The organism is Gluconobacter aidae, from assembly GCF_009547075.1.
GTDB classification, from domain to species: Bacteria; Pseudomonadota; Alphaproteobacteria; order Acetobacterales; family Acetobacteraceae; genus Gluconobacter; species Gluconobacter aidae.
This window is the reverse complement of record NZ_WIPH01000025.1, coordinates 24832-38044: the sequence shown is the minus strand read 5'-3', so window position 1 is coordinate 38044 and position 13213 is coordinate 24832. Positions and strand designations below refer to the sequence as shown.

General features: G+C 62.0%; 10 protein-coding genes and 1 pseudogene. 7 read left to right on the top strand and 4 right to left on the bottom strand.

Annotated features, from left to right (window positions below):
• The first annotated feature begins 205 nt into the window (after positions 1-205).
• From GFJ39_RS10525 to GFJ39_RS10515, 3 genes are all read left to right on the top strand, one after another.
• Positions 206-1000, top strand: coding sequence for a deaminated glutathione amidase (locus GFJ39_RS10525; RefSeq protein ID WP_153431293.1), 795 nt, complete (start codon positions 206-208; stop codon positions 998-1000).
• A gap of 409 nt (positions 1001-1409) precedes the next feature.
• Positions 1410-2717 carry a DUF1800 domain-containing protein gene (locus GFJ39_RS10520; protein WP_153431292.1) on the top strand — a complete coding sequence of 436 codons (1308 nt, stop codon included), beginning with the start codon at positions 1410-1412 and terminating at the stop codon, positions 2715-2717.
• 3 nt (positions 2718-2720) lie between these two features.
• On the top strand, positions 2721-3944 hold the full coding sequence (locus GFJ39_RS10515; RefSeq protein ID WP_153431291.1) for a DUF1501 domain-containing protein: 1224 nt from the start codon (positions 2721-2723) through the stop codon (positions 3942-3944).
• Between the two features lie 20 nt (positions 3945-3964).
• On the opposite strand, the gene GFJ39_RS10510 is transcribed toward GFJ39_RS10515, so the two are convergent.
• The 4 genes from GFJ39_RS10510 to pstS form a co-directional block, all read right to left on the bottom strand.
• A complete protein-coding gene (locus tag GFJ39_RS10510) occupies positions 3965-6118 on the bottom strand; it encodes a TonB-dependent receptor (protein ID WP_228391898.1) in 2154 nt (717 codons plus the stop codon).
• Between the two features lie 288 nt (positions 6119-6406).
• A complete protein-coding gene (ppk2, locus tag GFJ39_RS10505) occupies positions 6407-7324 on the bottom strand; it encodes a polyphosphate kinase 2 (RefSeq protein ID WP_153431289.1) in 918 nt (305 codons plus the stop codon).
• Positions 7325-7426: 102 nt separating this feature from the next.
• A complete protein-coding gene (locus GFJ39_RS10500) occupies positions 7427-8881 on the bottom strand; it encodes a carbohydrate porin (protein WP_153431288.1) in 1455 nt (484 codons plus the stop codon).
• A gap of 129 nt (positions 8882-9010) precedes the next feature.
• The gene (gene pstS / locus GFJ39_RS10495; RefSeq protein ID WP_153431287.1) at positions 9011-10006 is read right to left on the bottom strand and encodes a phosphate ABC transporter substrate-binding protein PstS; all 996 of its coding nucleotides are present in this window, start codon (positions 10004-10006) and stop codon (positions 9011-9013) included.
• A gap of 459 nt (positions 10007-10465) precedes the next feature.
• On the opposite strand from pstS, the gene GFJ39_RS10490 reads away from it, so the two are divergent.
• The 4 genes and pseudogenes from GFJ39_RS10490 to GFJ39_RS10475 all read left to right on the top strand — a co-directional run bounded on the left by GFJ39_RS10490 (position 10466) and on the right by GFJ39_RS10475 (position 13176).
• Positions 10466-11017 carry a hypothetical protein gene (locus GFJ39_RS10490; protein ID WP_228391897.1) on the top strand — a complete coding sequence of 184 codons (552 nt, stop codon included), beginning with the start codon at positions 10466-10468 and terminating at the stop codon, positions 11015-11017.
• A 158-nt stretch (positions 11018-11175) separates the two neighbouring features.
• A pseudogene (gene exbB / locus GFJ39_RS10485) lies at positions 11176-11902 on the top strand (tonB-system energizer ExbB).
• A gap of 6 nt (positions 11903-11908) precedes the next feature.
• Complete coding sequence (exbD, locus tag GFJ39_RS10480; RefSeq protein WP_153431286.1) at positions 11909-12343, top strand: TonB system transport protein ExbD; 435 nt, start codon at positions 11909-11911, stop codon at positions 12341-12343.
• Complete coding sequence (locus tag GFJ39_RS10475) at positions 12343-13176, top strand: energy transducer TonB (RefSeq protein ID WP_153431285.1); 834 nt, start codon at positions 12343-12345, stop codon at positions 13174-13176. The genes exbD and GFJ39_RS10475 overlap by 1 nt, the downstream gene beginning before the upstream one ends.
• Positions 13177-13213 lie beyond the last annotated feature (37 nt).

The following is a 13213-nucleotide window of genomic DNA, read 5'->3' as shown; positions in this document are numbered from 1 at the left end:
TTCATTATGGAGATTTGTTGTTGTTTTTTTTATGGGGTGATAATTTTTATTCGGCAGGTGAAATGCCATGATCCGGTCGGCAGCCGGGAGGGGGCGGATCACCCGCGGAAGCGCTGAATCCTGTCTTCACGCCATCGTGGTGGTGAGGCATGCTGTCAGAACGGGCCTGAGGGTTCATGCGGCTTTTTGAAAATGGAATGCAGTGATGCGAGTTGCTCTGGGACAGTTTGCTGTCGCGCCGGACTGGGAAACCAATCAGCGGCAATGTCTCGATCTGATCGCACAGGCGCGGGAGGGAGGGGCCGAGCTTCTGGTCCTGCCCGAAGGAATCCTGGCGCAGGACATCAACAATCCTGAACTTCTGCCCAGGACGGCGCAACCACTTGACGGTCCGTTCATGGAAGGCCTGCGCGAGGCCAGTCAGGACATCGCCGTGGTGGGATGTGTGAATGTGCCGGACGGGAACGGACGCTTTTACAACACGCAGTTCGTGCTTCGGGACGGGGCGTTCATCGCGACCTATCGCAAGCTGCATTTGTATGATGCCTTCAGCATGAAGGAATCCCAGCGGACGTCTCCGGGGATGGGCCTGCCCCCCGTGGTCCGGATCGGAGACATGAAAGTAGGTCTGATGACCTGCTACGACGTGCGTTTTCCGGAACTGGCGCGTCATCTGGCGCTGGCGGGTGCCGAGGTTCTGCTGTTGCCGGCTTCCTGGGTGCGTGGGCCGGGCAAGGAACGTCACTGGGAAATCATGTCAGTGGCGCGGGCGCTGGAAAACACCTGCTATGTCGTGGCCGTCGGGGAGTGTGGGGCTCGCAATACCGGCTTCAGCATGGTGGTCGATCCTCTGGGCGTGGTGACGCTGGCTCTGGGTGAGGCGCCTGCTCTGGGTTTCGCCACGTTGGACCGGGAGCGGATCGCTTATGCGCGGGCGGTGCTTCCGGTATTGGAAAACCGGCGTTTCGCGGCGCCCGTTCTGGCCGGATCGCAAGGCTGAAATCTCTTGGATGGGATCTATTTTCTGCGAACGGGTTTGTCACAGTGAGTTTCTGTTAAACCTTCTCGCAGACGAATGATGAAGAACCTTATCGCGTGGGGCTTGGTGTGTTTGGTCTGAGCCTTCGGAATCCGCCTGCTGTGCAGGCTCAGGCGACCCGGTCAGACCTGCGGCCCTGCGACCGCTCCGGACCGGCGTCCCCGCAGCTGTTCAGATCCCGGCCACGCTTCGGGGGCCGTGTATGTTTCCGGATCTTCCAGAAAGTCTGACGATGTTGGTTGTGGCGCCTCTGGATGTGCGGGGGCTGGGCGAGCGTTTCTAAAAAACTTCACATGTTGCGGCCCATCTTTTGCCACATGGAGGAGCCAGCATTCGTTAGGGTGCCGACTCCCGTTATCGCGAGGATGCCATGCGATCAGTCAGCGCAATCAACAGGTTTGGATGGGGCCAGCGGGATGGCTCCGGTGCCGGTCTGTCCGTTCAGGACTGGCTGGCGGGTCAGTTGACCGGGCCGGACAGGGCCGTGTTTACGGGCGTGGGGCCGTGTGCGGACGGGCTGGTTGCGCTGCGGGAACAGCGGAAAGCCAAAATGCAGGGCAATCCGCTGGTCAAACCGATTTTTCAGGCCGAAGTCGCGACGCAGATGGACACACTGCTGCTGACGGAGCAGCCGTTCCGGGAGCGGCTGGTCTGGTTCTGGTTCAATCACTTCACCGTAAGCCTGCGGCAGGGCAGTACGCGCGCCGTTGTGGGCGCCTATATGCGCGAGGCGATCCGCCCGCATGTGACGGGGCGTTTTTCGGACATGCTGCTGGCGGTCATGCGGCATCCGGCCATGCTGATGTATCTGGACAACGCGTCCTCCATCGGGCCGGACAGTGTGGCGGGGCGCAGGCGCCATCACGGGCTGAATGAAAATCTGGCCCGGGAATGTCTGGAGTTGCATACGGTCTCGCCCGCTGCTGGGTACAGCCAGGCCGATGTGACGTCTTTTGCCGCGATTCTGACGGGCTGGGGCGTGGATCTGAAGGCTGACGAACCGGGATTCGTGTTCCGCGAAAAGGCGCATGAGCCGGGTGTGAAAACACTGATGGGACAGGAATTTCCCGAAGGCGAGGACGGCGGCGTGCAGGCGTTGCGGTTTCTGGGCACGCACCCCGCAACATACCGGCATATCGCCACGCAGATGGTCCGGCATTTCGTGTCGGATACGCCAGATCCTGCGTCCGTACGGCATGTTGAGGGTGTTTTGCACGCCAGTGGCGGGGATCTGCGGGCGGCGTCTCTGGCGCTGGGGGGATTGCCGGAGCCGGCTGTGGGCGGCGGCAAGTTCCGCTCTCCCATGGATTATGCCACGGCGGTTCTGCGGGCGTTGTCCGTGGGGGGCGCGCCCAGCCAGCCGGGCGATCCGCATTCTCCGGCGCATCAGCTTGTTTCGGCTTTCAGTACACTGGGGCAGCCTTTATGGACCGCGCCGCTGCCCAACGGGTGGAGCGACGCCGCGGCGGACTGGTCCGCGCCTGCGGACATGCTGGCGCGGACGGACTGGGCCTGGCGCGTGGCGGCGCATGTCCGGACCGGCGATCCGATGGATATTGCCGATATTGCCCTTGGTCCGGCCCTGCGGCCGCAGACCCGCACGGCAATGCATCATGCCGGCTCGCGTCAGGATGCGCTGGCCCTGCTGTTTTCCTCCCCTGAATTCCAGAGGCGCTGAGCCATGATGATTTCCCGTCGTACCGCTCTGCTGGGTCTGACGTCCGCCTGGACGCTCGGACGTTCTTCCCTTGCTTTTGCGGGCTCTTCCGGCGGGCCGGACGATCCACGGCTGGTGGTGATCCTGCTTCGGGGCGCGCTCGACGGATTGTCGGCCGTGACGCCGTATGGAGATCCGGATCTGGCGTCGTATCGCCGGGCGCTGGTTCTGCCAGAGCCGGGGCAGGAGGGCGGGCTGCTCGATCTGGGCGGGTTTTACGGGCTGCATCCGTCTCTCGTGACGCTGCATGGATTGTATGGTCAGGGGCAGATGCTGCCGATCCATGCCGTTGCGGGGCATTATCGCAGCCGCTCGCATTTCGAAGCGCAGGATTATCTCGAAAGCGGGGCGGATGAGCGTCTGAGCAGCGGATGGCTGAACCGGGCTGTCTCCGTGCTTCAGGGCAAGGCGAACCGGCCGGATGGGTATGGGCTGGCGATGGGGCTGACGGTGCCGCTTCTGCTGCGCGGTTCGGCGCGGGTCAGGAGTTATGCGCCAGCGGGGAGCCAGCATCCGGATTCCGATCTGTACAGCCAGATTCTGGCGCTGAATGCGTCCGACCCGGTGACGGGACCGGCATTGCGGAATGCTCTGAAAGCGCGGGGATTTTCGGACGCGGCCATGCCCGGGGAGGCCACGACGGCTGCGCGGGGGAGAGATGCTGCTGGCAAGCCACGGAAAGTCGATGCCTTTACGCAGCTTTCAACGGCGGCGGGGGAGATGCTGGCGGCCGCGCATGGTCCGCGTGTGGCGGCGCTGGAAATCGGAGGGTGGGACACGCATGCCGGGCAGCTCGGGCGGCTGGGCGGACCGCTGGCGCAGCTTGACCGAGGGATCGGGGCGCTGCGTCAGGGGCTGGGCGAGAGCTGGAACCGCACCGTGGTTCTGGCTTTGACGGAATTCGGGCGGACCGTGCGGATCAATGGCACGGGCGGGACGGATCACGGGACGGGGACGGTCGCGTTTCTGGCGGGTGGCGCGGTTGCGGGCGGGAAGGTCGGCGGGACCTGGCCCGGTCTGCGATCCGGGCAGTTGTTCGAGAACCGGGACCTTGCGCCGACGACCGATGTGCGGTCGGTCGTGGCGGGGGTGCTGTGCGATCATCTGCATCTGCCGTCGCATGCGGTGGGGACGGTCTTTCCGGGAACGGCTGTGGAGCCTGCGCGGGGGCTGGTTGTCTCGGTGTGAGGCCGGGTTCTTACGCCCGTTCAGAACTCCGAGACGACTGAGAAAAACGTGCCGCGCCGCTGGCCGTACTGGGCCTGATAGATGCCGACGCCGCTGCCGTTGCGCAGCTGGTAGCGTTTGTCGAACAGGTTCATGACGTCAGCGCGGATTTTGATGTCATGGCCGACCGGGACCTTCGTGAAGGTATGCTGGTAGCCGATGTTGAAGACGTCGTATTGCGGCTCTTTTTCCAGGTTGGCGAAGCCGCTGCGCAGGCCGTAGCCGTAGACGAAATCGACATAGGCCATGTCGTGTTTCGTGGTCCAGGATGCGCCTGCGGTGGCGGTGAATTCGCCCTGATGGTCGAGCTGGATCGCATGGTTGCGGATATAGGCGAGTTCCGCGAGATCGAACTGGTACTGCGCTGAATTGATGTCGCGGGCCGAGGTTTTGACGTAGGAAAAATTGCCGAACAGCGACCAGGGGCCGTGCCGCCAGGAACTGCCGAATTCCGCGCCATAGACGCGACCGCGTTTGTAGCTGAAGGGGGCGAGGATGACCGCGCGGCCGAACTGTCCGAGATCGGTGAGGTCATGCGCCCATTTGGCGTAGGCATCGAGTGTGATCTGGAACTCGGGCGTGATGCGCTGGAGAATGCCGCCATCGACGTAATTCGATTTCTCGACTTTCGTGGCGTTGTTGATCGTGTTCGCGGCGGCGTTGGTGGTGCCCGCGAAGCGCGCGAGTGTGGACGGGTAGACATATTGCGGGGAAGGCGGGGCGAAATAGCGCGAATAGCCGAGATGTAGCGTCGTGGTGCGGCTGGGTTTCCAGACCATGTTCGCACGTGGGCTGAGTTGCCCTTCATTGTCGAAAGACGAGGCGAAACGGTCGTAGCGGATGCCGTAATTGAAGGTCAGGTTGCGGGTGATTTTGTACTCGTCCTGAATATAGGCGCCCGCTTCGACGGACCAGTTCCCGGTATTGTCGATCATGCGTTTGGCGATGTCGGATGTCTGGTTTCCGGCCTCGTCCACAGGGAAGGCCAGCGTATCGGCATCCAGACGTTCGGACGTGTACTGCCCCAGCAGACCGGCGCGCAGGGTGTGATGGGGGGCGATGTCGTAGGACAGGTCGGCCTGCATCCCGCCGGTTGTGAAGTCGTTGACTTCGTGTTCCGAGACGCCCTGATAGATCAGGTCGCGGTCCCGGTCCGGTGTGTAGTCGATCCGGCCGTAGCGGAAATAGGGTGAGACCTGGAGGTTCAGTTTTTCGGTCGTGCGCTGATAGGACAGCACGGCATAGTAGTTCTGTTCCGTCTGGCTGTCGTTCAGATTGGCCCAGTTCATGGACGGGTCATGCGGATTGACGCCCGCGACATTGTACAGGGTCGTGTAGTCCGGGCTGGTCGTGTCGAATGTCTTGAACGAGTTGGGGATTTCGAAATCCGCGTAGGAGGCGCTCGTCAGCAGCGTGATCCGGCTTGCGTCGTCGAGATGATAGGACAGATACGCGAAGGCTTTTTCCTGTTCGGTCACGTCATGAATGGCGCGGAAGGTGTTGCTCGGGTTTTCGATGCCGATATTGTTGCGGGTGAAGGACAGGGTGGTGAAATAATCCAGCTTTCCATGCTGGCCGCCAAGCTGCACGGACGGGACGAACGTGTTGTAGCTGCCGCCATACAGCGAGACCTGATTGTGTTTGAGGCTGTCGCCGGTCTTGGTCGTCACATCCACCACGCCCGCCGTGCGGAAGCCGAACTGGGCGGGCAGCGTGCCGGTCAGCAGGTCCACGGACTGGATAATGCGCGTGTCGAGTTCCTGTCCGAAGCCGTTCAGCCCTTCCGGCAGCAGCACGCCGTTGACGCGATAGGTCAGGCCGCCGTGCTCGCCCCGGACATGGACCTCGCCATAGCTGTCGAGAACGACACCGGGGACGCGCAGGAGGATCTGGTTGAAGGCCGCGTTCTGGCCGCCCGGTGTGGTCGTGATCTGGTGCTGGTCGATGGTATAATCCACCGCTCCGAGACCCGGGAAAATGCGGGCGCGTTCGCTGTTGAGATGTCCGATGACGCTGATCCGTTCAGGAGCAGGCTTTTTGTCCGCGAAGGCCGGTTTTTTGAGTGTCCGGAGGCTGTTTTCGGGCAATGGGGTGTTGGCGCAAGCGGTGCCGAGAATGGTCAGATTGATGACCATACAACCGCAGATGCGTTTATTCCGCAATAGTAAACTGATTATTATATAGCTTATGCTATATATGATGGTGTGCATGAAAGGGACGCCTGCGAATGGGTTTCGGTCACCATGGAAGATGGAAGTCCGTCAGGAATAAAGCATCTGCGTCATGATATGCAATATGCTATATCGATTGGCTGACTGTTTTTGAGGCGCTGCGCCAGTCGCGCCGGGCGGGACAAGGTGATCCCGGAATGGTCTGTCGGGTCCTCTTCCCGTCCGGTCTCACGGGAAGAGGACGAACGATGCTCAGTAGCGTTCGGGAACGAGCATCGTCTCGGGCGTGGGTTCGCGCTCGTAATCCGGATGGAACACGCGCTCGGGCAGGACAACTTCGGGGCGGCTGACGGGTTCGTAGGGCACGAGGGACAGCAGATGCGCGATGCAGTTCAGCCGCGCGCGCTTTTTGTCGACGGCCGGAACGACCCACCACGGGGCTTCAGGGATGCTGGAGCGTTCCAGCATGACTTCCTTGGCCAGGGTGTAGTTTTCCCAGCGGCGGCGGCTTTCGAGGTCCATCGGGCTGAGCTTCCACTGTTTCAGCGGGTCTTCGATGCGGGCGCGGAAGCGCGATTCCTGCTCTTCGTCCGTGATCGAGAACCAGAACTTGATGACCCGGATGCCGCTGCGGACCAGCATCCGCTCGAATTCCGGAACGGAGCGGAAGAACTCTTCGTATTCTTCCTCCGTGCAGAACCCCATGACGCGCTCGACGCCCGCGCGGTTGTACCAGCTGCGGTCGAACAGGACGATTTCACCCGCGGCCGGAAGATGCGCTACATAACGCTGGAAATACCACTGCGTACGCTCGCGGTCATTCGGGGCGGGCAGGGCGGCGACGCGGCAGATGCGCGGGTTCAGGCGCTGGGTGATGCGCTTGATGGCGCCCCCCTTGCCGGCAGCGTCCCGGCCCTCGAACACGACGACAATGCGCTCGCCCGTGGCCTTGACCCAGTCCTGAAGCTTGATGAGCTCGCCCTGAAGGCGGATCAGTTCACGGAAATAGGTGCGACGGAAGGCGCGCTCCGCAGGATCGGGGCCTTTCCCTTCGTTCTCTTCCAGGGAAAGCTCGAATTCCTCGTCCAGGTCATCGATGATTTCGTAGCGCATACGCTCCCGGGCCTGTTCGTCTGGCGAAAGGCCCACGAAATCGTTGTCCTGCGTCATGGATTGGTTCCTTTGTCATCGGCATCAGGGGCCGTAAACGGAACCTTACCGGGGACAGGGTCGCCGAAGTTTAAAAGTTAATTGAAATCACCACGCAGGTTTTCAGAACGTGGTGGTCATGTTCAGTCCCAGAACGGCGCCACGGGACGTGGAAACCGCACCTTTTTTCGGTTCCTGTCCGCCAAGGTTCCAGAAATACTGGAAGTCCGGCTGAAGGGTGATGTCATCGCGCACGGGGAGCTGCCATGTCAGCTCAATATGATGTTCCGGAACCAGAAGCCTGCCTGAACTGTCGGACAAACGGATGACGTCCCGCGCGTTTTCCTTTGCGCGATGACTGTAAAACCCGGTGCCCCAGCCGATCCCGATCACGTCATTGGGGCGGGACGGGACGAAGCCCTGAAAGGTCAGACCGGCTTCCACTTCCGTCGTGAAGCGGTTGCGCGTCCCGCTGGCGAGAGTGGCGCGGACGAAGGCGTTGATCGCCTTGACGGGCTCGCTCACCGTGCGCCACAGGGCCTGATCCAGCACGACATATCCCAGCCATGTTCCGGAATGGTACAGCGGCTTTCCCGTGCTGTCGGGACTGCCGAGAAGGCCGCCATGACTGTCGTAGCGCGGGTCAGGGAAGCGCCCGGTATCGTACAGGCCGCCGATTTTCCACGTTCCCGGAAGGGCTGGCGCGTCCTTGCCTGAAAGGTTTTGGGCGGCATCCACCCAGAGCTGGGCTTCTCCCATGAACAGCGTCCCACCACTGGTGGAAAAGGTTGTGCCCGACGGATCGATGCGGGTCGGGCTGATGTCGCTGTAGAACGGCCCTTTGGTCGGGTTGTCGTCGGTGATGGCCAGCATGAGCACGAGCGGATAGGCGGGGGACCATTTGATCCGTGTCCCGACGGCGGAAAACGGCCATGACGGGCCGCCCGAATAGAGATTGCTGGATGTCGAGAGCGGCCAGCCGAAACTGGCATTCAGAAACAGGGAGGCGTTCTGGCTGACAAGGAACTCGGTATCCAGATCGATCGTACCGACGCGGATATCCAGCCGGTTTCCGAAAAAGCCCTGCCCGTACCAGAGTTCGAACAGGCGCGTCGTGCGCCCGGCATCATAACCACTCACCGGGTTCAGGGAACCAAGGCGCTCTCCGGCGAGCGAACGTCCGCGCACCTGGATGGCGCTGATGTTGAACAGCCCGTCATGCCATCCGAAAGCGCGCCGCGTTTCCAGCAGGAGCGTCGCGGCCGTCATGCCGTCATAGGTCGGGCCGGGATGCTGGCCGCCCGAGGTCAGGCCCCAGATTTCCTCCACGTCCTGAAGATTGAACCGGATCCCCTTGCGGGCCAGCCAGGACCGCGCCCCGCCTGCGTCTCCCAGAAGCTCGGTGCCGGTGTCTTCAGGCGGCAGGACAAATCCCGGCGCGGGGGAAGGCAGGGGCACGCCGGAGGGCAGGACGTCTGTGACCAGTGGCGCCGTGGCCGCGTGTCCCGTTGCGGGCATGCAACCCAGAACGATGCACAGACCGGCCAGACGCCAACGATCCGGAACACGGTCTGACAAGACGGGTCCCCTTTTACCCAAGGTGGCCAGAATGTGACGACCATTCGCTGCTCATTCACAGCAGGGGGAAAGGGATGGGAAGTGAAGTTATTATGACGTCCGCGCAGGGCAGATTTCCAGGGACGATTCTCAGGGCCAGCCGGACAGGACCGTGTCCTTTACGCTCGGGGGTAACGGCACATAATCCAGATCCCGCGCGATATCATCGCCCTGTTTCAGGGCATATCGGAACAATGTCTTCACGGCGGCCGCCTTCGCCCTGTCTGCCGGATGGATGGGAAGCAGAACGAAAGTCGCGCTCATGATCGGCCAGGCCTGCGAGGCAGGGGCTTCGAGAAAACGCACGGCATAATGGTCCGCATGGGTCCAGTCCATGCTGAAGGCGGCACTCGTAAATGCCGCTTTGCCGGGTGCGACGAACTGCCCGGCATGATTTTTCAGCCGCACGGTATTCAGCCGGTCCCGACGCGCGAAGGCGTATTCCACAAAGCCGATCCCGCCAACGGACTGCCGCACGCTGGCCGCGACTCCGTCATTGCCCCGCGCTTCCGAGCCATCACCCCACATCCCGGCTTTCCAGTCCGGGGCGACGGCATGCAGATAGCTGCTGAAGACCTGGCTGGTGCCGGAGGCTTCCTCGCGGTGGATGGGCAGCACATCCAGATCCGGCAGACGCAGGCCGGGATTGAGCGCGCGGACGCGCGGATCGGCCCAGGACGTGATCGCGCCATCGAACAGGGCGGCGAGCGTTGGGCCGTCCAGCTTCATCTGGCCGGATGCGACGCCGGGAACATTGATGACCACCACGATCGCGCCGATCGCCGTCGGGGCCTGATAAAGCTCCCGTGTCCGCAGGACAGATGCGGCAAGCGGGAGATCCGATGCCCCGAAATCCACGGCTCCCGCCATGACGAGTTTCTGCCCCTCGCCAGAACCGACGCTGCGATATGTCAGGGAAAGGCCGGTCTGGCGATGGAGTTCAGCTCCCCAGGCGCGATAAAGGGGGGCGGCGAAGCTCGATCCACCTCCCGTGAGCGTAAGACCTGAGGAATGTGCTGTCCCGAAGGTCATGACGGCAAAGGCGCCCGCAAGTCCGCGTGCGATAAATCCCACACGATGAAACATGCCTGCTCACGCTCCGTTCTGCTGTCCCGGTGATCCTGTCACTATCACTGTCGGAGACGTCATGGCCATGCCTGTCTCCCAGGATATGACAGGTTTCCTGTGTGTCTGCGTGGGGACAGGATGGCTATTACGCAAAATTTGATATTGATAACCATTTGCATTAAAGCCCGGAACGAAGGAAACAGGCTCCGGTCAGAACGTCGCGGCGGTTTTGCCTGAAGCGTGGTCCCATCCGGATCAGGCGGAGCCCGTCGGACGATCTGTGGAGTTTCCAGAGTTCAGGCGCTGCATGCCTTCAGAAAACGATTTTTCAATCCCGTCGTCATTGGCCCGTCGTCATCGGACGCATCTTTCCGGTCGTGCGGATACGGCCACGGATGACACGATCAGGCTGTCAGCAAATGCGTGTTCGCCGGCACTTTTCGCTGCGTATGGCATGATCCGGCACAGGAAAGCCAGATGTTCAGGACATTCATGAGCCGTTATGGAACACCGCTCACGACGGGGTTCTTCATTGTCTCTGGCGTGACGGGGGTCGCGCTGTTTTTCCACTGGGCGCCACTGGCGTTTCACCCCATCCATGAATGGCTCAGCATGACGCTTCTTGCGCCATTTGTGCTGCATGTCATCAGGAACTGGACGCCGCTGGTCAATTACGCCCGGCGGCGGACGCTGTTTGTGCCGCTGATTATCGCGTTTGCGGCCTGTATTCCGTTCTTTTTCCAGGCTCCCGGTGGACATGTGGGCAACAGAAAAACCGCGTCCATAGCGTTGCCCGTCCTTGAACATGCCCCGCTGTCCCGGATCGCGCTCCTGATCCGTATGGACGGGGACGGACTTGTGCGGCGTCTTCAGGAGCAGGGCTATACGGTTCAGACGGCGGACCAGACCCTTGAGGATATTGCAAAAGCCTCCAGCCGACCCGTCAACGATACGGTGGTCGCAGCGCTTCAGCCTCCTCATCATGGATCGGGTGACCGGTCAGGCCATGAGCATCCGTCAGGCCGGTGAACCGGGATCTGAAGGAAAATGATCCTTACGGCTTCCCGGAGGCTGGCCGGGAGTTCTGACAGGATACGATATGACGGCTGTGTAATCCTTATTGATAATAAGAATCAATATCATTATCGTGGACTTTCAGGATTTTTCCAACCCATGCAGGTTTCGTGATGTCCCTCAGCTTCGCTCCCTGGCAGATGTTTCTCAATGCAGGTCCGGTCGTGCGGAGTGTCATGACGATCCTCGCGATGGCCTCGCTCGTGACCTGGACAATTTTTGTTGCCAAATCCATCGAGCTTCAGCGTCTGCGCTCCCGGCTGAAAAAGTCGGAAATCGCTCTGGAGGATGCTGAAACGCTGGATATGGGTGAGGAATGGACGCGCACCGGCCCGCGTTCCGGTATCGCGCATGCCATGGTCATGGCGGCTGAAGTCGAGCGTCAGCGCTCGCAGGACATTCCCGGCGACCGCGAGGGTATCAAGGAGCGCATCGTGCTGCATCTTGAGAGGCTGGAAGCTGCGGAAGGGCGCAGACTGATGCGGGGGACGGGTGTTCTCGCGACTATCGGGGCGACGTCCCCGTTCGTCGGGCTGTTCGGCACGGTCTGGGGGGATCATGTCGTCCTTCACGGGCATTGCCGCGGCTCATGCCACCAGCCTTGCGGTTGTGGCGCCTGGTATCGCCGAAGCCCTGCTGGCTACTGCGCTTGGTCTCGTCGCGGCCATTCCGGCCGTGGTGATCTAAAATCATCTGGCCCGTCAGACGGCCGCCTGCCGCGCCTGTGTCGCGGATCTGACGTCGCTCGTGATGCGTCTCGTCTCGCGCGATCTGGCGCGCGGGATCAACGGCGGCAAGGTGCTTCGCTTCGGCCGCGATACGCTGGCTGCGGCAGAGTAGGTTTCCATGGCCATCCGGATCCGCCATGCGGACGAAACCGTGCTTGAAACGCACGAAATCAACGTCACGCCGTTCATCGACGTCATGCTGGTGCTGCTCGTGATTTTCATGGTCACGGCCCCGCTCACCACCGTCAATGTCCCTGTCGATCTTCCCTCCTCCACGCAGCAGACGGCCCCCCGGCCGGACGAACCCGTGTTCCTGACCGTCAAGGCGGACCACAATCTGGCCTTGGGCGAAAACGACGTGCCAGCCGCGCAACTGACGGAAGCGCTCGCCGCCGCGACCAGGGGCAATCGCGATGAACGCATCTTCCTGCGCGCCGACAAGACCGTGGATTACGGCACGCTCATGGACGTCATGGACCATCTGCGCAGCGCGGGATATCTCAAGGTGGCCCTTGTGACTCTGCAAGGCCAGACGACCGGAACGACGCCCTGATGTCGGACGGACTGACCTCCGTGCAAGCGACGCTGCCGGATTTTCGGGAATGGTACGCCGCGACCTGCCGTCTGGAAGACCGCCGGAGTGCACGGCTCTGGGGTGGCTCGGCGTTGGGTGTTGTCATCCTTACGGGGGGTGTCCTGTTCTGGGCGGTAACGTCCGTCCATCCCCAGCCCATTCTGGCCGCCGAACCGCCCCCGGCTGCGATCAGCATCGATCTCGCCCCTGTCCCTGCGCCGGTTCCGGCCCCGCAGCAGGATGTCGATCCCGCTCCGCAGCAGGCAGTGGCCTCGACGGAGCCGCAGCCGGAAGATCCCCCCAAGGTTGAAGCGCCGCCAAGCCCTGCGCCCAACCCGCCGGTCCCGGTGTCCAAGACGGAAAAGGTCAGGCCGCACAAGCCGAGTGCGCACAAGCCGCTCCCGCCCGTTCCGGCCAAAGCGCCACCTGCGGAAAAGATAACGGCTCCGCGCATTATGGAAGCCCCGCCCACGACCAGCCCGAGCGCCGCTTCGGCCAGCACGTTCAGCCATGTATCGCATGATCCCGTCACCTGGCAGGGCGAGCTTCTGGCGCGTCTGGAACGGTTCAGGCGCTATCCGCGGGAAGCCCAGTCCACGCATCAGGAAGGAACGTCCCTGCTGCATTTCGTCATGGACCGCAAAGGTCATGTTCTGAGCGCCAGCCTCCAGCGCAGCGCGGGACATGACCTGCTGGATGCGGAGACGCTGGCCCTGATCCACCGTGCCGAACCGCTGCCCGTTCCGCCCGACAGCGTGCCGGGCGATCCACTGTCCCTGACGGTGCCCATCGAGTTCTCTCTGGAACACTGATCCGCTTTCCCCCTAAACAGCGTGCAGGGGGAAATGA

Coding starts and splice junctions, on each gene's coding strand:
- GFJ39_RS10520 (WP_153431292.1), top strand. CDS start 1,410: ATGCGATCAGTCAGCGCAATCAACAGGTTTGGATGGGGCCAGCGGGAT.
- GFJ39_RS10490 (WP_228391897.1), top strand. CDS start 10,466: ATGTTCAGGACATTCATGAGCCGTTATGGAACACCGCTCACGACGGGG.
- GFJ39_RS10510 (WP_228391898.1), bottom strand. CDS start 6,118: ATGGTCATCAATCTGACCATTCTCGGCACCGCTTGCGCCAACACCCCA.
- exbD (WP_153431286.1), top strand. CDS start 11,909: ATGGCCATCCGGATCCGCCATGCGGACGAAACCGTGCTTGAAACGCAC.
- GFJ39_RS10525 (WP_153431293.1), top strand. CDS start 206: ATGCGAGTTGCTCTGGGACAGTTTGCTGTCGCGCCGGACTGGGAAACC.
- ppk2 (WP_153431289.1), bottom strand. CDS start 7,324: ATGACGCAGGACAACGATTTCGTGGGCCTTTCGCCAGACGAACAGGCC.
- GFJ39_RS10515 (WP_153431291.1), top strand. CDS start 2,721: ATGATGATTTCCCGTCGTACCGCTCTGCTGGGTCTGACGTCCGCCTGG.
- pstS (WP_153431287.1), bottom strand. CDS start 10,006: ATGTTTCATCGTGTGGGATTTATCGCACGCGGACTTGCGGGCGCCTTT.
- GFJ39_RS10475 (WP_153431285.1), top strand. CDS start 12,343: ATGTCGGACGGACTGACCTCCGTGCAAGCGACGCTGCCGGATTTTCGG.